At 73.3% G+C, this 19725-nt stretch carries 17 protein-coding genes and 1 pseudogene; 10 read left to right on the top strand and 8 right to left on the bottom strand.

Annotation, left to right across the window (positions count from 1 at the left end; genetic code table 11):
• Positions 1-143: 143 nt before the first annotated feature.
• From ACQY0Z_RS24450 to ACQY0Z_RS24460, 3 genes and pseudogenes are all read right to left on the bottom strand, one after another.
• The gene (locus ACQY0Z_RS24450) at positions 144-1133 is read right to left on the bottom strand and encodes an NAD-dependent epimerase/dehydratase family protein (protein WP_439812810.1); all 990 of its coding nucleotides are present in this window, start codon (positions 1131-1133) and stop codon (positions 144-146) included.
• A 52-nt stretch (positions 1134-1185) separates the two neighbouring features.
• A pseudogene (locus ACQY0Z_RS24455) lies at positions 1186-2598 on the bottom strand (sensor histidine kinase).
• A gap of 38 nt (positions 2599-2636) precedes the next feature.
• Positions 2637-3326, bottom strand: a complete 690-nt coding sequence (locus ACQY0Z_RS24460) for a response regulator transcription factor (protein WP_254588396.1) — start codon at positions 3324-3326, stop codon at positions 2637-2639.
• Positions 3327-3619: 293 nt separating this feature from the next.
• Between ACQY0Z_RS24460 and ACQY0Z_RS24465 the strand changes: the two genes are divergently transcribed.
• The 4 genes from ACQY0Z_RS24465 (at position 3620) to ACQY0Z_RS24480 (ending at position 7142) form a co-directional block, all read left to right on the top strand.
• Positions 3620-4753 (top strand): ABC transporter ATP-binding protein, encoded by a 1134-nt coding sequence (locus ACQY0Z_RS24465; protein WP_439812811.1) that lies wholly within the window; start codon positions 3620-3622, stop codon positions 4751-4753.
• A complete protein-coding gene (locus ACQY0Z_RS24470; RefSeq protein ID WP_189899187.1) occupies positions 4750-5448 on the top strand; it encodes an ABC transporter permease in 699 nt (232 codons plus the stop codon). Before ACQY0Z_RS24465 ends, ACQY0Z_RS24470 begins: the two co-directional genes overlap by 4 nt.
• Entirely contained in the window at positions 5445-6110 is a 666-nt protein-coding gene (locus tag ACQY0Z_RS24475) for an ABC transporter permease (RefSeq protein WP_189899185.1), read from the top strand. Before ACQY0Z_RS24470 ends, ACQY0Z_RS24475 begins: the two co-directional genes overlap by 4 nt.
• Positions 6111-6185: 75 nt before the next feature.
• Positions 6186-7142 (top strand): ABC transporter substrate-binding protein, encoded by a 957-nt coding sequence (locus ACQY0Z_RS24480; protein ID WP_189899183.1) that lies wholly within the window; start codon positions 6186-6188, stop codon positions 7140-7142.
• A gap of 69 nt (positions 7143-7211) precedes the next feature.
• On the opposite strand, the gene ACQY0Z_RS24485 is transcribed toward ACQY0Z_RS24480, so the two are convergent.
• From ACQY0Z_RS24485 to ACQY0Z_RS24505, 5 genes are read right to left on the bottom strand one after another with little or no spacing between them, the layout of a single operon-like run.
• Positions 7212-7808, bottom strand: coding sequence for a GTP-binding protein (locus ACQY0Z_RS24485; protein WP_189899181.1), 597 nt, complete (start codon positions 7806-7808; stop codon positions 7212-7214).
• Positions 7795-8148 (bottom strand): DUF742 domain-containing protein, encoded by a 354-nt coding sequence (locus ACQY0Z_RS24490; protein ID WP_189899180.1) that lies wholly within the window; start codon positions 8146-8148, stop codon positions 7795-7797. Before ACQY0Z_RS24490 ends, ACQY0Z_RS24485 begins: the two co-directional genes overlap by 14 nt.
• A gap of 1 nt (position 8149) precedes the next feature.
• Complete coding sequence (locus ACQY0Z_RS24495; RefSeq protein ID WP_033273986.1) at positions 8150-8581, bottom strand: roadblock/LC7 domain-containing protein; 432 nt, start codon at positions 8579-8581, stop codon at positions 8150-8152.
• Between the two features lie 29 nt (positions 8582-8610).
• Positions 8611-11082 (bottom strand): nitrate- and nitrite sensing domain-containing protein, encoded by a 2472-nt coding sequence (locus ACQY0Z_RS24500; protein ID WP_439812812.1) that lies wholly within the window; start codon positions 11080-11082, stop codon positions 8611-8613.
• A 48-nt stretch (positions 11083-11130) separates the two neighbouring features.
• The gene (locus tag ACQY0Z_RS24505) at positions 11131-12135 is read right to left on the bottom strand and encodes a substrate-binding domain-containing protein (RefSeq protein WP_347225455.1); all 1005 of its coding nucleotides are present in this window, start codon (positions 12133-12135) and stop codon (positions 11131-11133) included.
• A gap of 410 nt (positions 12136-12545) precedes the next feature.
• Between ACQY0Z_RS24505 and ACQY0Z_RS24510 the strand changes: the two genes are divergently transcribed.
• The 6 genes from ACQY0Z_RS24510 to ACQY0Z_RS24535 all read left to right on the top strand — a co-directional run bounded on the left by ACQY0Z_RS24510 (position 12546) and on the right by ACQY0Z_RS24535 (position 19618).
• Positions 12546-13193 carry a ScbR family autoregulator-binding transcription factor gene (locus ACQY0Z_RS24510; RefSeq protein ID WP_189899175.1) on the top strand — a complete coding sequence of 216 codons (648 nt, stop codon included), beginning with the start codon at positions 12546-12548 and terminating at the stop codon, positions 13191-13193.
• Between the two features lie 171 nt (positions 13194-13364).
• Positions 13365-14543: a damage-control phosphatase ARMT1 family protein gene (locus ACQY0Z_RS24515; protein ID WP_254588462.1), complete on the top strand. Its 1179-nt coding sequence runs from the start codon at positions 13365-13367 to the stop codon at positions 14541-14543.
• A gap of 95 nt (positions 14544-14638) precedes the next feature.
• Positions 14639-16795 carry a germacradienol/geosmin synthase Cyc2 gene (gene cyc2 / locus ACQY0Z_RS24520; protein WP_254588463.1) on the top strand — a complete coding sequence of 719 codons (2157 nt, stop codon included), beginning with the start codon at positions 14639-14641 and terminating at the stop codon, positions 16793-16795.
• A 12-nt stretch (positions 16796-16807) separates the two neighbouring features.
• Entirely contained in the window at positions 16808-17284 is a 477-nt protein-coding gene (locus ACQY0Z_RS24525) for a PDZ domain-containing protein (protein WP_347225456.1), read from the top strand.
• A 187-nt stretch (positions 17285-17471) separates the two neighbouring features.
• Positions 17472-18599: an aminopeptidase P family protein gene (locus tag ACQY0Z_RS24530; protein ID WP_189899167.1), complete on the top strand. Its 1128-nt coding sequence runs from the start codon at positions 17472-17474 to the stop codon at positions 18597-18599.
• A gap of 65 nt (positions 18600-18664) precedes the next feature.
• The gene (locus ACQY0Z_RS24535) at positions 18665-19618 is read left to right on the top strand and encodes an aminoglycoside phosphotransferase family protein (protein WP_189899165.1); all 954 of its coding nucleotides are present in this window, start codon (positions 18665-18667) and stop codon (positions 19616-19618) included.
• Positions 19619-19725 lie beyond the last annotated feature (107 nt).

The following is a 19725-nucleotide window of genomic DNA, read 5'->3' on the forward strand; positions in this document are numbered from 1 at the left end:
ATCTTCGCCGCGGGCCGGCGGGGGTTTGTCGCGCAGTTCCCCGCGCCCCTGAGGGGGGTTGCCGGGGGGGGTTGACTGCGGGCCGGTGGGGGTTGAGCGCGGAGTTCCCCGCGCCCCTTGAGGCGTGCTGATCCCCGTGTTCCTCAAGAAGCTGCGGCGAACTCCCTCATTCCTTGCTCGAAGGTGACTTCCGGCTTCCAGCCCAGGTCCGTCCTCAGGCGCGTCGAGTCCGCCGTGATGTGGCGTACGTCGCCCAGGCGGTATTCGCCTGTGACGACCGGAGCGGGGCCGCCGTGGGCCTTCGACAGGGCCTGGGCCATCTCGCCTACCGTGTGCGGGATGCCGCTGCCCGTGTTGTACGGGGTGAGGGCGCCGGGCCGCGGGTCCGCCTCCAGGGCTGTCACGTTGGCCGATGCCACGTCCCTCACGTGGACGAAGTCCCTGCGTTGGCTGCCGTCCTCGAAGACGCGGGGGGCCTCGCCTCGGGCCAGGGCCGAGCGGAAGAAGGACGCGACCCCCGCGTACGGGGTGTCCCTGGGCATGCCGGGGCCGTACACGTTGTGGTAGCGCAGCGACACCGCCGTACCGCCCGTCGCGCGGGCCCACGCTGCGGCCAGGTGTTCCTGCGCCAGCTTGGTCGTGGCGTACACGTTGCGCGGGTCGGCCGGGGCGTCCTCGGCGACCAGGCCCGGGGCGAGGGCGGCCCCGCAGACCGGGCACGGGGGGTCGAAGCGGCCGGCCGCCAGGTCCTCCTCGGCGCGCGGACCCGGCCGTACGACACCGTGCTCGGCGCACTCGTAGCGGCCCTCGCCGTACACCACCATCGAGCCCGCCAGCACCAGCCGCCGTAGGCCCGCCTCGGCCATCGCGGTCAGCAGGACCGCCGTGCCGAGGTCGTTGCGGGCCACGTACTCGGGCGCGTCCGAGAAGCCCGTGCCCAGGCCGACCATGGCCGCCTGGTGGCACACCGCGTCCACGCCCCTGAGGGCTGCCCGCACCGCGTCCGGCGCGCGGACGTCCGACGCCGGGTCGGCGCGGACGTCGAACACCACGGGGTCGTGCCCGCGCTCCCGCAGCGCCGTGACGACATGGGATCCGATGAAACCGGCACCGCCGGTGACCAGCACACGCATGGCGTCACGCTAAGCCCGTCCTCGGCCCGGAGACGGCTGCGCGCCCGGTACGTCACACCTCCGTAAGACCCCGGGACGGCAAACGCACCGTGAACACCGTCGCGCCCGGCCTGCTCGTCAGGCCGATGTCGCCGCCGTGCGCGCGGACCAGGGAGCGGGCGACCGCCAGGCCGAGGCCGCTGCCGCCGCGGTCGCGGGTGCGGGCCTTGTCGACGCGGTAGAAGCGGTCGAAGACCCGGTCCCGGTGGTCCGCCGGGATGCCGGGACCCGCGTCGGTGACCCGTACCAGGGCCGCGCCGGCGGTGGCCTCGAGTGCCACGGTCACCGGGGTGCCGGGCGGGGTGTGCACGGCGGCGTTGGCGAGCAGGTTGTCCAGCACCTGGCGTATGCGCTGGGGGTCGAGGCGCAGGACCAGCGGCCCGGTGGCGCGGTCCGTCACCGTGAGCGGATGCGTCGGGCGGCCCGCACGGAACGCGTCCGCCGCCTGCTGCGCCAGCTCCCTCAGGTCCGTGACCTCCGTCCGCAGCGGCGCCTCCACCTCCGCCGCGTCCAGCCGGGCGAGCAGCAGCAGGTCGTCCAGCAGAATGCCCATCCGTGCCGCCTCCGCGCGCAGCCGCGCCAAGTGCTTCTCCCGCTCGGCGGGTTCGTTCGCGGCCGCGTACTGGAAGAGGTCCGCGTAGCCGCGCACCGACATCAGCGGGGTGCGCAGCTCGTGCGAGGCGTCCGCGACGAAGCGGCGCAGCCGCAGCTCCGCCTCCGCGCGGACGGCGAGGGAATCGTCGATGTGCTCCAGCATCGTGTTGAACGCCGTGCGCAGCTCGGCCACTTCGCGTCCGCCGTCGCGTCCGTCCGCGCGGAGCGGAAGCCGGGCCGCGGACTCGGTCAGGTCGTGCGACGTGATGCCGTGCGCGGTGTGCGCCATGTCGCTCAGCGGCTTCAGCCCGCGCCGCAGCATCCGCCGCCCGAACACCACCAGCGCCATCAGGGCCAGCGCGAACACCACCACCTGCACGGTGACCAGCCGTTCGACGGTCTTCTCCACGTCCTCCACCGGGGCCGCGCTCACCAGCACCACCCCCGGCTCCACCTCGCAGCCGCGCAGCCGGTACGTGCCCTCCCCCTCGATCCGCGCCGTGCGCATCAGCTCCGTGTCGGAGTGGGCCATCGCCCGCGCCAGTTCGGCCAGCGGCCGGGTGTCCTCGGGCACATCGGCCGGCCGGCGCAGCGCGACCGAGCCGCCGCTGACGTCGTACACCGCCGTGTACCAGCCGTAGTACGGCTTGCGCCGCACCGTGCCGTGCGCCGCCGCGTCCTTGGCCTGCACGGTCTGGATGAGCTTCAGCTGCTCGCCGAGCTGCTGCTCGAGATAGTCCCGCATCTAGGCGGTGAGGGCCGTGCCGACGACCGCGAACACCGCGAGCGACAGCACCCCGAGACCCAGCGCCAGGCGGGTGCCGAGCCGCATCCGCCGGTAGGTGTCCCGCAGCCGCCGGGCGGCCGCCCTCACTCGCCCGCCTGACGGATCACGTACCCGAAGCCCCGCACGGTCCGGATCAGCGGCGCGCCGGTCGCGTCCAGCTTGCGCCGCAGCCGGCTGACCACCAGCTCCACCACGTTGGACCGGCCGCCGAAGCCGTACTCCCACACATGGTCGAGGATCTGCGCCTTCGTCAGCACGGTGGGCGAGCGGCGCATCAGGTACCGCAGCACCTCGGACTCGGTCGGGGTGAGCGCCAGCAGATGCTCGCCGCGCCGCACCTCCCGGGTGTCCTCGTCCATCGTCAGATCGCCCACGCGCAGCACCGAGCGGGGGAAATCCAGACCCGTGCTGCGCCGCAGAACCGTCCGCAGGCGCGCCATCAGCTCCTCGACCGCGAACGGCTTCACCAGGTAGTCGTCCCCGCCCCGGGTCAGGCCCGCCACCCGGTCGGCGACCCCGTCCCGCGCGGTGAGGAACACCACCGGCACCATCCGCCCGGAGCGGCGCAGCCCGTCCAGCACGCCGAAGCCGTCGACGTCCGGCAGCATCAGGTCGAGCACCACGATGTCCGGGCGGAACACGTCCGCGCGACGCAGCGCCTCCTCGCCGGTGTGGGCGGTGACCGCCTCCCACCCCTCGTACCGGGCGACCGTCGCCACCAGGTCGGCTATCGGAGGGTCGTCGTCCACCACGAGCAGTCGCACTCTGTCCACCCGCCCATACTGCGCCACCGCACCCCTCCCGCCCGAGGCCGCTGCACGACCGGGATGCGATCGACAGCGAACCGACAGGAAGCCGAAAGACGCCCGACGCCCCGGCAGGTCGGAGAAGGTGGTTTGACCCGCCGCGATCCGGGCAGGTGGCGGCGTGGCCCCGGCCGCCCCGACGCCGGGGGTCCCGCGCATTTCCCCGGGGCCCCGTCGGTGCCGACGTCTACACTCGACCGGCACACGGCGCGGTCGACCTCGGCCGACCATCTTCTGCCACCCGAAGGGCAAGCGGCGTCTTGATACGGATCGACTCAGTCACGAAGCGGTACCCGGACGGCACGGTGGCGGTCGACCGGCTGTCGCTGGAGATCCCCGACCGCTCGATCACCGTCCTCGTCGGCCCCTCGGGCTGCGGCAAGACCACCACCCTCCGCATGATCAACCGGATGGTCGAGCCCACCGAGGGCACCATCCTCCTCGACGGCGAGGACGTCCAGCGGCAGCCGGTGACGACCCTGCGCCGCAACATGGGGTACGTCATCCAGAACGCGGGCCTCTTCCAGCACCGCACCATCGCCGACAACATCGCGACCGTGCCCCGCATGCTCGGCTGGGGCAAGCAGCGCGCGCGGGAGCGGGCGGCGGAACTCATGGAGAGGGTGGGGCTGGACGCCTCCCTCGCCAGGCGCTACCCGTACCAGCTGTCCGGTGGCCAGCAGCAGCGCGTCGGGGTGGCGCGGGCGCTCGCCGCGGACCCGCCGGTGCTGCTGATGGACGAGCCGTTCTCGGCCGTCGACCCGGTGGTGCGCAAGGGACTCCAGGACGAACTGCTGCGCCTCCAGGACGAGCTGGGCAAGACCGTCGTCTTCGTCACCCACGACATCGACGAGGCCATCAAGCTCGGCACCATGGTCGCCGTGCTGCGCGAGGGCGGCCGGCTCGCCCAGTACGCGCCGCCCGCCGAGCTGCTGTCGAACCCGGCGGACGCCTTCGTCGAGGACTTCCTCGGCGCCGACCGCGGTATCCGCCGGCTGTCCTTCTACACCTCGGACGCGCTGGAGCTGACCACCGACGCGGTGGTCCCGGCCGACGCGCCCGCGGAACGCCTCGCCGCCGTGGAGGCGCCGTATCTGCTGGTGACCGACGCCGACGGCCGCCCGCGCGGCTGGCGGGAGCGGGGGAGCGACGGTGACCGGCTGCTGTCGTACGGGCGGCCGTTCCGGCCCGGCGTCGACTCGCTGCGGGCCGCCCTCGACTGCGCGGTCCTCTCGCCCACCGGCTGGGCGGTCGCCGCCGACGCGGACGGCAAGGTGACCGGCGTGGTCTCCCAGCAGACCATCGGTGAGGCCATCCGCGCCGCGCACACCCACGCGGAACCGGATGCGGGCGAGGACCCGGCGCGCGGCGAGGACGAGAAGGTCGCCGGATGAACGGCTTCTTCGACATCCCCAGCGACCTCCAGAACACCTGGACGGGCCTGATCGGGATGCATCTGCGCGAGGCCCTGCTGCCGGTGGCCGCGGGCCTGCTGCTCGCCCTGCCGCTGGCGCTGCTGTGCGACCGGTTCCGCTGGCTGTACCCGCCGGTGCTCGGCCTGACGACCATCCTCTACGCGGTGCCCTCCCTCGCCTTCTTCGTCGTCCTCATCGACTACACCGGCCAGACCGAGCTGACCGTGATGATCCCGCTCGCCCTCTACAGCCTGGTCGTGCTGGTACCGGCGATCGCCGACGGTGTGCGCTCGGTGCCGGACGAGACGCTCTCGGCCGCCACCGCCATGGGCTTCGGCCCTGTACGGCGTTATCTGCAGGTGCAGTTGCCGATCGCCGCGCCCGCGATCATCGCGGGACTGCGGGTCGCCACCGCGTCCAGCATCTCCCTGGTGAGCGTCGGCGCCCTCATCGGCAACCAGGGCGCCCTCGGCAACCTGATGGCCGCCGGGCTGAAGTACGACCGGCCCGAACTCGCGGCGAACGCCGTGCTGACGACGGCGCTCCTCGCGGTCCTGTGCGACGTCGCGCTGGTCGCCCTGCGCCGCGTGCTGACCCCGTGGATGCCCCGCTCCGGACGGGAGCGGACCGCCGCCCCGCACGAGGAACTCCTCACGAAGGGCGCCGCCCGGTGAACGTCCTCAACTTCGTCCAGGCGTTCTTCGGCGACAGCGCCCACTGGCACGGCTACGACGGCATCCCGTCCCGCTTCCTGGAACACGTCCAGTACACGCTCCTGGCCCTCGCGGTCGCCGCGGCCGTCGGCCTGCCCGTCGGACTGCTGACCGGGCACACCGGACGCGGCGGCAACGCGATCGCCGTCGTCGCCAACGCAGCCCGCGCGCTGCCCAGTTTCGGCCTGCTGGTGCTCTCCGTGCTGCTCATCGGCTTCGGTCTGCTGCCCGTGATGATTCCGCTGGTCGTGCTCGCCGTGCCGCCCATCCTGGTGACCACGTACGAGGCGGTCCGCACCGTCGATCCCGCACCCGTCGACGCGGCGCGCGGGATGGGCATGCCCGAGCCCGGAATCCTGTTCCGGGTGGAGGTGCCGGTGGCGCTCCCGCTGATCCTCAGCGGCCTGCGGTCCGCCGCCGTCCAGATCGTGTCCACGGCCACCATCGGCGCCTACGTCAGCCTCGGCGGACTGGGCCGGTACGTCGTCGACGGCCTCTACCAGCGCGACTACGAGAAGGTCGTCGGCGGGGCGACGCTGGTGGCGGTCCTCGCCCTCATCACGCTCGCGCTCTTCTGGGCCGTGGGGCGGTTCGCGGTGTCGCCCGGGGTGCGCCGCCGCTGACATTCGATCAGTTGTACGACAAATGTGACCCTGGCGTCCTTGACCGGGCGTCGGACGGCTGGATTGGATCGGTGAATGACTTCTACGGCGAAGAGCAGCAGATCGAGGACGAGGCACCACGGCGCGGCGGCGGTCGCGCTCGCCGCGGCGGCGGCGCTGCTCACGGGATGTTCCTCCGGGGACACCTCCGACAACCCGCTCGACGGCGACAAGGCGGAGGCGGGCACGGTCGTCGTCGGCTCGAACAACTTCGCCGAGTCCACCCTGCTCGCCGACATCTACGGCGAGGCGCTGCGCGCCAAGGGCCTCAAGGTCACCTACAAGCACAACATCGGCAGCCGTGAGACCACCTACGGCCTGATGAGGAACGGCTCGGTGACGGTCCTTCCCGAGTACAACGGCTCCCTCCTCGCCTATCTCGACGAGAAGGCCGAGCAGACCTCCGCCGACGCGGTCAACACGGCGGTCAAGGCCAAGCTGGACAAGCAGCTCACCCTGCTGGAGTCCTCGCCCGCCGAGGACAAGGACTCGGTCGCCCTCAACGCGGCGACGGCGAAGAAGTACGGCCTCACCGCCGAGTCCACGCTCGCCGACCTCAAGGAGGCCGCACCCCAGCTGGTGATCGGCGGCTCGCCCGAGTTCCAGACCAGGCAGCAGGGCCTCAAGGGCCTGGAGGCGGTCTACGGGCTGAAGTTCAAGAACTTCAAGGCGCTGGACGCGGGCGGCCCGCTCACCCAGGCGGCCCTCGCGCAGAACGAGGTCCAGGCGGCGGACGTGTTCACCACGGACCCGACCATCGTCAAGGAGAAGTTCGTCGTCCTGAAGGACCCGGAGAACCTCTTCGGGTACGCCAACGTCACCCCGCTGGTCCGCAAGGACGCGCTGCCGGAGGAAGGCGTCGAGGCGCTGAACGCGGTCTCCGCGAAGCTGGACACCGAGACGCTGCTCGACCTGGACGCCCAGGTGCAGCTGGAGAAGAAGGACCCGCTGGACGTCGCCAAGGCCTGGCTGAAGTCCGCCGGACTCGTCTGAGACCCGTCGCGGGGTGCGGCGGAACGGTCCGCCGCACCCCGCGGGCTCGACTCTCGGCACCCCGCGGGCTCAGCTCGCGGCCGCCGCCTGCGCGATCAGCAGGTCGATCAGCGCGATCAGCACGTCCCGCGAGGACTCCCGCTCCCGCGCGTCGCACAGCAGCACCGGCACCTCCGCCGGCAGCGTCAGCGCCTCCCGGATGTCCTCCACCGGGTACGGGTGCTCGCCGTGGAAGCCGTTGACGGCCACCACGAACGGGATGCCCCGCCGCTCGAAGAAGTCGATCGCGGCGAAACTCGACTTCGGCCGCCGCACGTCGACCAGGACCACCGCGCCCAGCGCGCCGAGGGCCAGGTCGTTCCACATGAACCAGAACCGCTGCTGCCCCGGCGTGCCGAACAGGTAGAGCACCAGGTCGTCCGACACGGTGATGCGGCCGAAGTCCATGGCCACCGTGGTGACACGTTTCTCCTCGACGCCGTCCAGGTCGTCGACGTCCAGGCCCGCCACGGTCAGCGGCTCTTCCGTCCGCAGCGGCCTGATCTCGCTGACCGAGCCGACCATGGTCGTCTTGCCCACGCCGAAACCGCCGGCGATCAGGATCTTGACCGTGTCGGGCGCGCCGCCGTCGGCGGACGCCCGGGCGTCGGTGTCAGAGCCGGCCAAGGCCTTCCCTCACTTTCTGCAGCAGGTCCGGATCCGGGGTGGTGACGGAACGCGGCGGACGGACGGTGATCCGGCCCGCCTCCAGCAGGTCGCAGAGCATGATGACGACCACGCTCACCGGCAGGTCGAGCCGCGCGGCCAGCTCGGCGACCGCCATCGGACGGGCGCACAGCCGCAGGATCCTGGTGTGCTCGGGCTGCGGCCGGGTGGCCGTCTCGGGCTGCGGGTCCGCCGCCGTCACCGTCGTGATGAGCGTGAAGTCGGCACGGCTCGGCCGGGTGCGGCCCCCGGTCAGGGTGAACGGCCGTACCAGCCGGCCCGAAGGGTCGCTCCCGCCCACCTCACACGCCTGGGTCTTCGGCGGGACCGCTGGTGTCCCGCGGGGCCGCGCTGAGGTGCTCGCCGATCTTCTTCACCAGCATGTTCATCTGGTACGCGACCACGCCGACGTCCGCCTTCGGGCCGGTCAGCACCACCAGATGGGCGCCGGGACCCGCCGAGGTGAGGATCAGGTAGCTGTGCGCCATCTCGATGAGCGCCTGGCGCACCGGGCCGCCGCGGAAGTCCATGCTGACGCCCTTGCTCAGGCTCATCAGACCGGACGCGGTGGCGGCCAGGCGCTCGGCGTCGTCGCGCAGGAAGCCGGTGGACTTGGAGACCACCAGGCCGTCCTCGGAGAGCACCACGGCCTGGTTCACGTCGGCGACCCGTTCCACGAGTCCGGTCAGCAGCTGGTCCAGCTGGGTGTGGGTGGCGGGCAGGGGGCGTGTCATGGCGGTGTTCCTTCGTCGGCGGTCAGCGGTCAGCGGTCGGCGTCAGGGGTCGGGGTCGGGTGCCCGGAGACGGACGCGGGCCCATGGGTCGGCCGCCCGTCCTCGGGCTCGTCACCGACGGCGTCCCGCGCCCGGAGCGTGCCCTGCTGGAAGCAGGCCAGGGAGGAGGCGGCGTGCTCGGCGGTGAACTCGTCGTCGCCCGCGTCCTCGGCGGAGGGCTCCTCGAGCAGCTCGGCGGCGAGGCTGGTCTGCGGCACCCGCCGGGGGAGCGGGGCGAGACCGCCCTTGCGGGCGGGGCCGGCGCCGTTCCGGTGGGGCGCGGGGGACTTGTACGGGGCGCCGGCGCGTGCGGGCGCGGGGCGGTCCTCGGCGGGGTCCGGGGCGTTCCCGTCGGGCGCGGTCCCGGAAGCGTCCTCGGCGTCGTCCCGGGCGGCGTCCGAGCGGGACCGGCTCGGGAGGGGCCGCAGCGGGGAGGAGACGTCCGACGTGTCCTGCGCGGAAGCGTCCTGCGCGGGGGCGTCCTTCGAGGGCCCGTCCTCCGAGGCGGACGCCTCCCGCGCCGCGTCCGACGGCTCGTCGGTCACGACGACCACCTCGCGCGGCAGCAGCACGATCGCCGTCGTCCCGCCGTACGGCGACGGGCGCAGCGTGACCGTGATGCCGTGGCGGTGCGCGAGCTGGGAGATGACGAACATGCCGAGCCGCAGGTCGTCGGCGAGGGCCACCACGTCGAACTGCGGCGGCTCGGCCAGGTGGGCGTTGAGGGACGCGTAGTCCTCCTCGGACATGCCGAGCCCCCGGTCCTCGACCTCGACGGCGAGGCCCTTGGCGACCATCGCCGCCCGCACCGTGACGGGGCTCGGCGCCGGTGAGTACGCCGTCGCGTTGTCGATCAGCTCGGCGAGCAGATGGATCACGTCGGCCACCGCTGGCGGCGCGAGCGACACCTCCTCGTCGGCGAACACCTCCACCCGCCGGTACTCGGCGACCTCGCCCACCGCGCTGCGCAGGATGTCGATCAGCGCGACCGGCTCGCTCCATGTGCGGCCGGGGCGCTCCCCGCTGACGATGACCAGGTTCTCCTCGTACCGGCGCAACTGGCTGGCCGCGGAGTCCAGTTCGTACAGGCCCTTGAGGACCTCGGGGTCGGTGTGCCTGCGTTCCAGCGCGTCGAGCTTGCTCAGCTGGAGGTTGACCAGGTTCTGGCTCTGCCGCGCGATGCCCAGGATGATCTTCTGGAAGCCGCGCCGGGTGTCGGCGAGTTCGACGGCGGTGTGCACGGCGGTGCGCTGCGCGGTGTTGAACGCCTGCGCCACCTGGCCGAGTTCGTCGTGGCCGTAGTCCAGGGGCGTTGTCGCCGACTCGGGGTCGACCTTCTCGCCCCGCTCGAGCCGGGCCACGACGTCCGGAAGCCGCTCCTGCGCCAGGCTCAGCGTGGCCAGCCGCAGTCCGCGCAGCCGGCGGGACAGCGAGCGGGTGATGCGCCAGGACAGCACCGCGCACAGCAGCAGCGCGAGCAGCCCGGCCGCGCTCAGCGAGGCGGCCGTCACCAGCAGGCTGCGCGCCTCGTCGGCGCTGCGGGTGAGCAGCGCGTCGGTCTGCTGCCGGATCATGGCGTTGTACTGCGGGGAGACCCGGTCCATGGCGTCGGACCACCGGTCGCGCAGATCCGGCAGTTCGATCTCCTGGGCCTTCCCCTCGGACGGGGTGGCCAGCACCTGGTCCTCCACCGCCTCCAGGGCGCGCCACTCGGAGCTGGACAGGATCCGCTCGGTCTGCGTCTTCAGGTCGCCGTCGAGCGCCGGCATGATCTGGTCGGCGACCAGCCAGCGCCGGGTGTGCACCAGCTCGGCGAACTTCTGCCGGTGGTCGGCGTCCAGACGGCCGGACGGCCAGGCGAGGGTCAGCAGCGCGTCCTCCTGGGACACCAGCTCCGCCGCGTGCTCCAGCGACACCAGCGGCTGCGCCTGGGAGGTGAGGTCGCCGTCGTCGACCTGGGACAGCTCCTGGAAGGCGTGGATCTGGTCGTCGATGACCGACGTGTACTGGTCCAGCGCCTCCTCGGCGGTGATGTCACGGGGGTCGTCGATCTGGTCGCGGTAGTACTCCAGGCTGCCCACCGAGCCGAGCACCGAGTACAGCCGGTCGGAGATGCGCGCCGGCGCCTGGGCGATCGCGTCGGCCTGCCCCATGAGCCGCGCCACGGACCGGTCGGTGGCGCGCCGCTGGGCGTCCAACGCGGACCGCGAACCGTCAGGACCGGCCAGCCACTCGGCGGTCAGCGCCCGCTCCCGCTGGAGGTCGAGCGCGGCGTCCGTGCCCATGGCGCCGGTGTCCCGGCTCAGCTGGGTCTGCGACCGCAGCTCCAGACCTTCGGAGAACATGCGGATCGTGGTCACGCCCCACAGCCCGGCGAGGGCGACGCAGGGCACCAGGGCGAGCAGGATCAGCGAGAGGCGTATGGAGCCGAGACGGCGCCGGGCACCTGTCCGTCGAGACATCGTGGTCCTAGAGCTGTCGGGTGGTGGGGACGGTACGCACGGCGGCCGTCAGCGGGTTCCGGCGGCGGCGAAGGCGGCGACCGAGTCCGCCTCCGTCTTCGTGACGAACGCCGGCCCGGTGAGCACGGGCGCGGTCCCACCGCCGCTGACGTTGCCGTTGGTCCGGTACAGCCACAGCGCGTCCACGGCGAGATAGCCCTGGAGGTACGGCTGCTGGTCGACCGCGAACCGGACGTTGCCGCCGCGCACGGCGTCCACCAGTTCCTCGTTCAGGTCGAAGGTGGCCACCTGGGCCTCGCTGTCCGCCTCGGCCGCCGCGTCCACGGCCAGCAGCGCGAAGTCGGCGCCGTTGGTGACCACTTGGTCGATGGAGGGGTCCTGGCGCAGCTTGGCCGTGAGGATGCCGGAGACGGCCTGCTCGTCGGTGCCGTCCACGTACAGGTTCTCGCTCGTGCCGCGGAACGTCTTCTTCACGCCGGCGCAGCGGGCCTCCAGGCCGACGTTGCCCCGCTCGTGCACCAGGCACAGCGTGTGCTCGGCCCTCAGCTTGTTCAGCTTCTCGCCGACCGCGCGGCCCGCGAGGCTCTCGTCCTGGCCGAAGAACGCCAGCAGCCCGGCCTCCTTCCAGGCGTTCACACCGGAGTTGAGGCCGACCACGGGGATGTCCGCGGCGCGCGCCTCGTTGACCGGGCCCTTCATGGCCTGCGGCTTGGCCAGGGTGAGCGCGATGCCGTCGACGCCGTCCCGGACGGCCTGGCGCACCAGATCGGCCTGTCCGGACCCGTCCGGGTCGCTGAGATAGGTCAGTTCGATGCCGTCCTTGGCGGCCGCCGCCTCCGCGCCCTTGCGGACCCGGTCCCAGAACGCGTCGCCCTCGCTGCCGTGGGTGACCAGCGCGACCCGCAGGTCCCCGGAGCCGCGCGCGGCGCCCGCGCCGCCGTCCGCCCCCTCCGTGGCGGAGGAGGAGCAGCCCGCCGCCAGCAGACCGATCGCGGCCGCCAGGACCGCCGTTCGACGGCTCGGGATGCGGCGGGACGGGGGACGAGTGTTCATGAGGAGCGCGGACCTCGCTGTACGGCAGAGCTAAGTGCAGGGGAGGGACACCGGCGGACCGGCCACCGCGGGGTGCGGCCGTCCGGGTGACTCTCGCTGGCCGGAGCCAACCGCGTGGAACCACTGGTCGTCAAGTGAACAGCCACGCGAAGTGAGGCGCCGCTGCCGCATTGTGATGAACCGTGAGAACGTACGAAGCGGAAGTTCAGACTCCGTACGGAGCGAGGGGGGCGTGCGCTCGGAAACCCCGCGTGCTGTTTCACCTCGCGGCGTACGCCCCGTATGCCCGGTGTGTTCAACTGAGCCCGCCCATCGGGGTGATGAACGTCAGCGCACGGTGAGTTATCGTGTACGGGGCGTTAGAAACAAACGGCATGGACCGTCGCTTTCCGGCCACAGGAGTGCAGTCGATGGCAAGGCAGGTACGCGCCGAGAAGACCCGCGCGACGATCATCACGGCCGCCGCCGACCTGTTCGACCGGCAGGGCTACGAAGCGACCAGTCTCAGCGACATCGTCGAGCACGCCCGCGTCACCAAAGGGGCGCTGTACTTCCACTTCGCCGCCAAGGAGGACCTCGCCCACGCCATCCTGGAACTCCAGTCCGCGACCTGCCACCGGCTCGCCCGCGACACCGGCGCCCGCGGCCGCACCTCCCTGGAGGCGCTGATGCGTCTCACCTTCTGCGTGGCCCGCCTGTCCGCCGAGGACCCCGTGCTGCGGGCCGGACTGCGGCTCGCCACCGGCACCACCCGGCCGCGCCCGCCGCTCGGTCACCCCTTCACCGAGTGGCTCGACATCGTCTCGGCCCGGCTGGCCGGCGCCGTCGAGGAGTCCGACGTCCACCCGGACGCCGACATCGACGTCGTCGCCCACTCCCTGGTCTGCTTCTTCGTCGGCACCCAGGTCGTCGGCCGCGCCCGCGAACCCGTCAGCCGCGGGCCCCGCCGCACCGCCGAGATGTGGCAGCTCCTCATCCGCGGCCTGGTCCCCGTCACCCGCCGCGCCCGCTACCTCTCCCTCGCCGCCCGCCTGGAACGGGAACCCGCCCCGCTGTGAGGCCCGGCGTGCTGTAAGCCCTGCCCCGAGTGATGCCTGCCGCGCGTGATGCCCGCCGCGCGTGATGCCTGCCGCGCGTGATGCCCACCGCGCGTGATGCCTGTCCCGCCGTGACGCCCGCCCCGCCGTGACACCCGGCGCCCGGACGCCCGTCGGGTTACGGTGAGCCCCATGCCCGACACCCCCGCCGCCCCCGTGATCGTCGCCGACGAGCCCGGCACCTTCCCGTACGGCGTGCTGGCCGAACGGCACCCCGCGATCCTCCGCCAGGTCGCCGAGGACACCCCCTACGGCCCCGAGCAGCGCCGGGCGCTCGACGCCCTGCTGGAGAACTGCACCCAGGGCGTCGTCACGCCCCTGCCCGACGGCGCCCACGACCGCGACCGCTGGGCCGACTGGGGCATGGACGCCCACGCCGGCCGCTCCTGGCACGATGTGCCCTGGCTGTGGTCGGAGAGCTGGTTCTACCGCCAACTGCTGGAGGCCGTAGGCTATTTCGAGCCCGGCCCTTGGCGGGGCATCGACCCCTTCCGCCCCGCCAAGCTCGCCGAGCTCGACGCGCCCGCCACGGACGAGGAACTCGCCGCGCTCGACGCCCTCGACGACCTCCCCGAGGACGAACGCGCCCGCGCCCTGCTGCACGGCTCCCTCTGGGGCAACCGCGCCGACCTCGGCTTCCGGATGTCCGCCGAGGGCGCCGAGGAGACCGCCGCCGTCCCCGCCCTCGTCGCCGACGACAGCGACCGCCTGTGGTCCCTGCTCGACGCCTCCCGGCCCGGCACCCTCTGCCTGGTCGCCGACAACGCCGGCCGCGAACTCGTCCCCGACCTGCTGTTGATCGCCCACCTGCTCACCCACGGGCGCATCACCGACGCCGTTCTGCACATCAAGCCGCACCCGTACTACGTCTCCGACGCCACCACCGCCGACGTCCTCGACGCCGTACGCCGCCTCACCGCCGCCAAGGGCGCCGCCGGGGCGTACGGACAGGGCCTGCGCGCCGCCCTCACCGACGGGCGGCTCGCACTGCGCGCCCACCCCTTCTCCTGCGCGCCCCTGCCGTACGCCGACATGCCGGACGACCTGCGCGCCGACTTCGCGGCGGCCACCCTCACCGTCCTCAAGGGCGACCTCAACTACCGCCGCCTCGTGGGCGACCGCTACTGGCCGCCGACCACCCCGTTCGCCGACGTGACGGCGTACTTCCCCGGTCCGGTCGCCGCCCTGCGCACCCTCAAGTCCGACGTGATCACCGGGCTCGCCCCGGAGACGGAGGCGGCGCTGGACGCGGAGGAGGGCGGGCGCTGGCGCACCAGCGGCACCCACGCGCTGATCCAGGTACGGACCTGAGCTTCCAACTCCCGTTTCCGGGCAGGTTTCACGCGAAGGTGTGATCACCAAGCGGGCGGCGGATGCGGCCGGAGCGGCACGGGTAGCCCCCGGCCATGACGCAGCCCTTCGAACTCCCGCACTTCTACATGCCGCACCCCGCGCGCCTGAATCCGCACGTGGACGAGGCCCGGGCCCACTCCACGGCCTGGGCGAGCGAGATGGGCATGCTGGAGGGCAGCGGGGTCTGGGAGCAGGCCGACCTCGACGCGCACGACTACGGCCTGCTCTGCGCCTGCACGCACCCCGACTGCGACGGCCCCGCGCTGTCCCTGATCACCGACTGGTACGTGTGGGTGTTCTTCTTCGACGACCACTTCCTGGAGAAGTACAAGCGCACCCAGGACCGCGTCGGCGGCAAGGCCCATCTGGACCGGCTGCCGCTGTTCATGCCCCTGGAGCCGGGGGCGCCCGTCCCCGAGCCGGGGAACCCGGTGGAGGCGGGCCTCGCCGACCTGTGGGCGCGGACCGTGCCGGCGATGTCCGCCGACTGGCGCCGCCGGTTCGCCGTCGCCACCGAGCACCTCCTCAACGAGTCGCTGTGGGAGCTGTCCAACATCAACGAGGGGCGGATCGCCAACCCCGTCGAGTACATCGAGATGCGCCGCAAGGTGGGCGGCGCCCCCTGGTCGGCGGGGCTCGTGGAGTACGCCACCGCCGAGGTGCCGGCCGCCGTCGCCGGGACCCGCCCGCTGCGGGTGCTCATGGAGACGTTCTCCGACGCCGTGCACCTGCGCAACGACCTGTTCTCCTACCAGCGGGAGGTCGAGGACGAGGGCGAGCTCAGCAACGGCGTGCTCGTCCTGGAGACCTTCTTCGGCTGCACCACGCAGGAGGCCGCCGACCTGGTCAACGACGTCCTCACCTCGCGGCTGCACCAGTTCGAGCACACCGCGTTCACCGAGGTGCCCGCCGTCGCCCTGGAGCAGGGGCTCACCCCGGCGGAGACGGCCGCCGTCGCCGCGTACGCCAAGGGGCTGCAGGACTGGCAGGCGGGCGGCCACGAGTGGCACATGCGCTCCAGCCGCTACATGAACGAGAACGCCCGCCCCGGCCCCTCCTGGCAGACCCTCACCGGCCCCGGCACCTCCGCGGCCGACGTCGGCGCGCTGCTCGCCCGCGCCGCCGCCGAACGGCTGCGCCCGTACCGGCACGTGCCGTACCGGAAGGTCGGCCCTTCGGTCATCCCCGACATCCGGATGCCGTTCCCGCTCTCCCTCAGCCCGGCCCTCGAAGGCTCCCGGCGCCATCTCCTGGAGTGGTCGCACCGCATGGGCATCCTCGGTGAGGGCGTCTGGGACGAGGACAAGCTCGCCGGCTGCGACCTGCCCCTGTGCGCGGCGGGCCTGGACCCCGACGCCACCCAGGAGCAGCTCGACCTCGCCTCCGGCTGGCTGGCCTTCGGCACCTACGGCGACGACTACTACCCGCTGGTCCACGGCCACCGCCGCGACCTGGCCGCCGCCCGGCTCACCACGGCCCGGCTGTCCGCCTGCATGCCGCTGGACGGCGAGGAGGTCCCGCCCCCGGCCAACGCGATGGAACGGTCCCTGATCGACCTGTGGGCGCGCACCACCGCCGGGATGACACCCGAGCAGCGCCGCCCGCTCAGGACGGCCGTCGACAAGATGACCGAGTCGTGGGTGTGGGAGCTGTCCAACCAGATCCAGAACCGCGTCCCGGACCCCGTGGACTACCTGGAGATGCGCCGCGCCACCTTCGGCTCCGACCTCACGCTCGGCCTGTGCCGCGCCGGACACGGCCCCGCGGTCCCGCCGGAGGTGTACCGCACGGGTCCCGTCCGCTCCCTGGAGAACGCGGCCATCGACTTCGCGTGCCTGCTCAACGACGTGTTCTCGTACCAGAAGGAGATCGAGTTCGAGGGGGAGATGCACAACGCGGTCCTCGTCGTGCAGAACTTCTTCGGCATCGACTACGCGACCGCGCTGCCCGTCGTCGCGGACCTGATGAACCAGCGCATGCGGCAGTTCGAGCACGTCGTCGAGCACGAACTGCCCGTCGTGTACGACGACTTCCAGTTGCCGGAGGAGGCGCGGGCGGTCATGCGGGGCTATGTGACCGACCTGCAGAACTGGATGGCCGGCATCCTCAACTGGCACCGCAGCGTGGACCGGTACAAGGACGAGTACCTGTCCGGGCGCGTGCACGGCTTCCTGCAGCACCGGTCACCGGCGCCCCCGGTCCTCGTCTGACGGCCGGCCGCCATGGAACCCCCCGCGCTCCGCCCCCGGCCGATGCCCGGCGCCCACGCCGTCCCCCGGCCGGACCCCCTGCCCGCCGCCCCCGAGGAGCCGCCTCCCGCGCGCCCGCGGGGCCGGCGGGCGGCGGCGGGCCTCGCCCTGCTGCTGACCGGGGCCGCCCTGGGCGTCCTGGCCACCGTGTGGGCGGGCCCCGCCCCGGCGTCCGGTCCGGCCCTCACCGCCCGGCTCGGGGTGGAGGTGACCGACGACGGCCGTCCGGGCGCCCTGGTGGTCGGCGTCCAGAACCCCGGCCCCGCCCACACGGCCGGCCTGCGCGAGGGCGACCTGCTCCTCGCCGTCGGCGCCACCCGCGTCGACACGGCCGCGGACCTGGCCCACGCCCTCGCCCGCACCCCGCCGGGCTCGGAGATCCGCCTGACCGTCCGGCACGCCACGGGCGGGTACCAGCAGGTGACGGCGGTTCCCGGGATCTTGACGTAAGGGGGCTTCTTCGCAGGGGCGCCGGGCCCTGGGGGGCGCGGGGGCGCGTACCGGCGTGGAGGAGCGGGGCTTTCCGCCCCCGGACGGGGCGACTCCGGGGGCAACCCCGGCAACCGGCTCGCGCCGTACCCGTTCGGCGGGCAGGATGCTGCCCGTAGCCCCGACGTCCGCCCTGGGAGGCACCCGGATGACCGGCACCGCGCCCGTGCCCTTCACCGCTGACGACTACAAGGCCCGTATGGACCGGGCGGCGCGGCAGGCCGCCGACGCCGGGCTCGCCGGGGTGCTCGTCGCGCCGGGCCCGGACCTGGTGTGGCTCACCGGGTACGCGCCGCCCGCCGTCACCGAGCGGCTCACCCTGCTGGTCCTGGCCGCCAACCGGGAACCTGTGCTCGTCGTCCCCACCCTGGAGGCCCCGGACGCCGAGAAGGCCACCGGCGCGCCCGCCCTCGCCCTGCGCGACTGGACCGACGGCAAGGACCCCTACGCCCTCACCGCGGCCCTCCTCGACGACCGGGGCCGCTTCGGCGTCAGCGACAACGCCTGGGCATTGCACCTGCTGGGACTCCAGCAGGCGCTCCCCAAGACCTCGTACGTCTCCCTCACCGAGGCGCTGCCGATGCTGCGCGCCGTGAAGGACGCAGCGGAGCTGGAGCGGCTCGCCGCGGCCGGCGCCGCCGCGGACGCCGCGTTCGAGGAGATCAGGAACGTCCGCTTCTCCGGCCGCCGGGAGTCCGAGGTCGCCGCCGACCTCGCCGCGCTGCTGCGCCGCTTCGGCCACTCCCAGGTCGACTTCACCATCGTCGCCTCCGGCCCCAACGGAGCCAACCCGCACCACGAGGCCGGCGACCGCCGTATCGAGCGCGGCGACATGGTCGTCCTGGACTTCGGCGGCCTCAAGGACGGCTACGGCTCCGACACCTCCCGCACGGTGCACGTCGGCGAGCCCACCGAGGAGGAGCGCCGGGTGCACGACCTGGTGCGCGAGGCGCAGGAGGCCGGTTTCCGCGCGGTGCGGCCCGGCGCGGCCTGCCAGGACGTCGACCGGGCGGCCCGCGCGGTCATCGACGGCGCCGGGTACGGCGAGTACTTCATCCACCGCACCGGGCACGGCATCGGCGTCACCACCCACGAGCCGCCGTACATGATCGAGGGCGAGGAGCGGCCGCTCGTCCCCGGCATGTGCTTCTCCGTCGAGCCGGGCGTCTATCTGCCGGGGCGGTTCGGGGTGCGGATCGAGGACATCGTGACCGTCACCGAGGACGGCGGACGGCGGCTGAACGACACGGAGCGGGGGATGGTGATAGTCGACTGAGCGGCACCGTCCGGCCCTTCCGCCCCGTCCCCACCCTGCCTCTCCCGAACGGTTACGGCGCGACCATGACCCAGGCACCGACACCCACCGTTGACACCGTCCGCCGACTGGCCCGGTCCCTGCTCAAGGACAGCGGGCACGGCACCGGCGCGTCCGCCGCCGCCCTCGACGTGCGGCCCGCCGACGACGGCGCCGACCACCCCACCACCTGGCTGGTGGGCACCCGGTACGTGCTGTACCTCGCCCCGGACCGCGCCACCGGCGCCCGCCGGCGCCGCGAGCTGCGGCTGCGCGAGGTCGTGCGCCCGCACATGCCGGTCGCGCTGCCCGTCTGCCTGGCGCAGGGCGAGTGGGCGCCCGGCCTGCTGTGCACGCTGGAGACCCGGCTGGTCGGGGGCACGGCGGAGGAGAACACCGTGTCCGCCGTCGGCGAGACCGACCTGGCGGGCCTGCTCACCGGGCTGCACCAGGTGCCCGTACGGCAGGCCGAGTCGCTGGGCGTGCCGCGCGTGCCGCCGCGCTCGCTGGAGACGCTGCGGCGGGCCGCCGGGGAGGCCGTAGAACTGCTCGACAAGGCCGACGAGTTCGAGGCGGCGCGGCTGCGGCAGTTCACCCAGCCCGCGACGGTGCAGCTCGCCGCGCAGGCCGGCTCGGCCGTGCTGGTGCACCACGCCCTCACGGGAGGGAACCTGGTCGTCGGCGCGGACGGGCGGGTGCGGGGGGTGCTCGGCTGGGACTCGGCGGTGGTCGGCGACCCGGCCGAGGACATCGCGGGTCTGGCCCGCGCCGTCGGAGCCCCGGCCGCCGTCCGCGCGGCCACGCTGGCGGGCTACGGCGCCCGCCCCTGCCTGCGCGGCCTGTGGCTGGCCCGCTGCGACTGCGTCATCCACCTCGCCGAGGCCCTGGTCCACAACGCCACGCGGTCCCTCCCCTTGCTCCGCACCCGCCTCCGCCGAGCCTGGGAACCGATCATGCTGGAACGCGTGACGGACCTCCGCGACAGCGACGCGGCGCCCTAGGGGGCCCGGGGGCCGGGGTGTCCTCCCCGCGCCGCCGCGCCCGTCGTGTCGCGGTGTCACCGGCGCCGTGAAACACCCCAGGCGGCCCGGGCGCGAGCCGGGTCGAG

This window comes from Streptomyces sp. P9-2 (assembly GCF_051903975.1).
GTDB classification, from domain to species: Bacteria; Actinomycetota; Actinomycetes; order Streptomycetales; family Streptomycetaceae; genus Streptomyces; species Streptomyces cellulosae.

Excerpts from the sequence above, each read along its gene's own strand:
- ACQY0Z_RS24450 (WP_439812810.1), bottom strand. The coding sequence starts at position 1,133 with ATGCGTGTGCTGGTCACCGGCGGTGCCGGTTTCATCGGATCCCATGTC.
- ACQY0Z_RS24470 (WP_189899187.1), top strand. The coding sequence starts at position 4,750 with ATGAACGGCTTCTTCGACATCCCCAGCGACCTCCAGAACACCTGGACG.
- ACQY0Z_RS24480 (WP_189899183.1), top strand. The coding sequence starts at position 6,186 with ATGACTTCTACGGCGAAGAGCAGCAGATCGAGGACGAGGCACCACGGC.
- ACQY0Z_RS24495 (WP_033273986.1), bottom strand. The coding sequence starts at position 8,581 with ATGACACGCCCCCTGCCCGCCACCCACACCCAGCTGGACCAGCTGCTG.
- ACQY0Z_RS24500 (WP_439812812.1), bottom strand. The coding sequence starts at position 11,082 with ATGTCTCGACGGACAGGTGCCCGGCGCCGTCTCGGCTCCATACGCCTC.
- ACQY0Z_RS24505 (WP_347225455.1), bottom strand. The coding sequence starts at position 12,135 with ATGAACACTCGTCCCCCGTCCCGCCGCATCCCGAGCCGTCGAACGGCG.
- ACQY0Z_RS24510 (WP_189899175.1), top strand. The coding sequence starts at position 12,546 with ATGGCAAGGCAGGTACGCGCCGAGAAGACCCGCGCGACGATCATCACG.
- ACQY0Z_RS24515 (WP_254588462.1), top strand. The coding sequence starts at position 13,365 with ATGCCCGACACCCCCGCCGCCCCCGTGATCGTCGCCGACGAGCCCGGC.
- cyc2 (WP_254588463.1), top strand. The coding sequence starts at position 14,639 with ATGACGCAGCCCTTCGAACTCCCGCACTTCTACATGCCGCACCCCGCG.
- ACQY0Z_RS24525 (WP_347225456.1), top strand. The coding sequence starts at position 16,808 with ATGGAACCCCCCGCGCTCCGCCCCCGGCCGATGCCCGGCGCCCACGCC.
- ACQY0Z_RS24530 (WP_189899167.1), top strand. The coding sequence starts at position 17,472 with ATGACCGGCACCGCGCCCGTGCCCTTCACCGCTGACGACTACAAGGCC.
- ACQY0Z_RS24535 (WP_189899165.1), top strand. The coding sequence starts at position 18,665 with ATGACCCAGGCACCGACACCCACCGTTGACACCGTCCGCCGACTGGCC.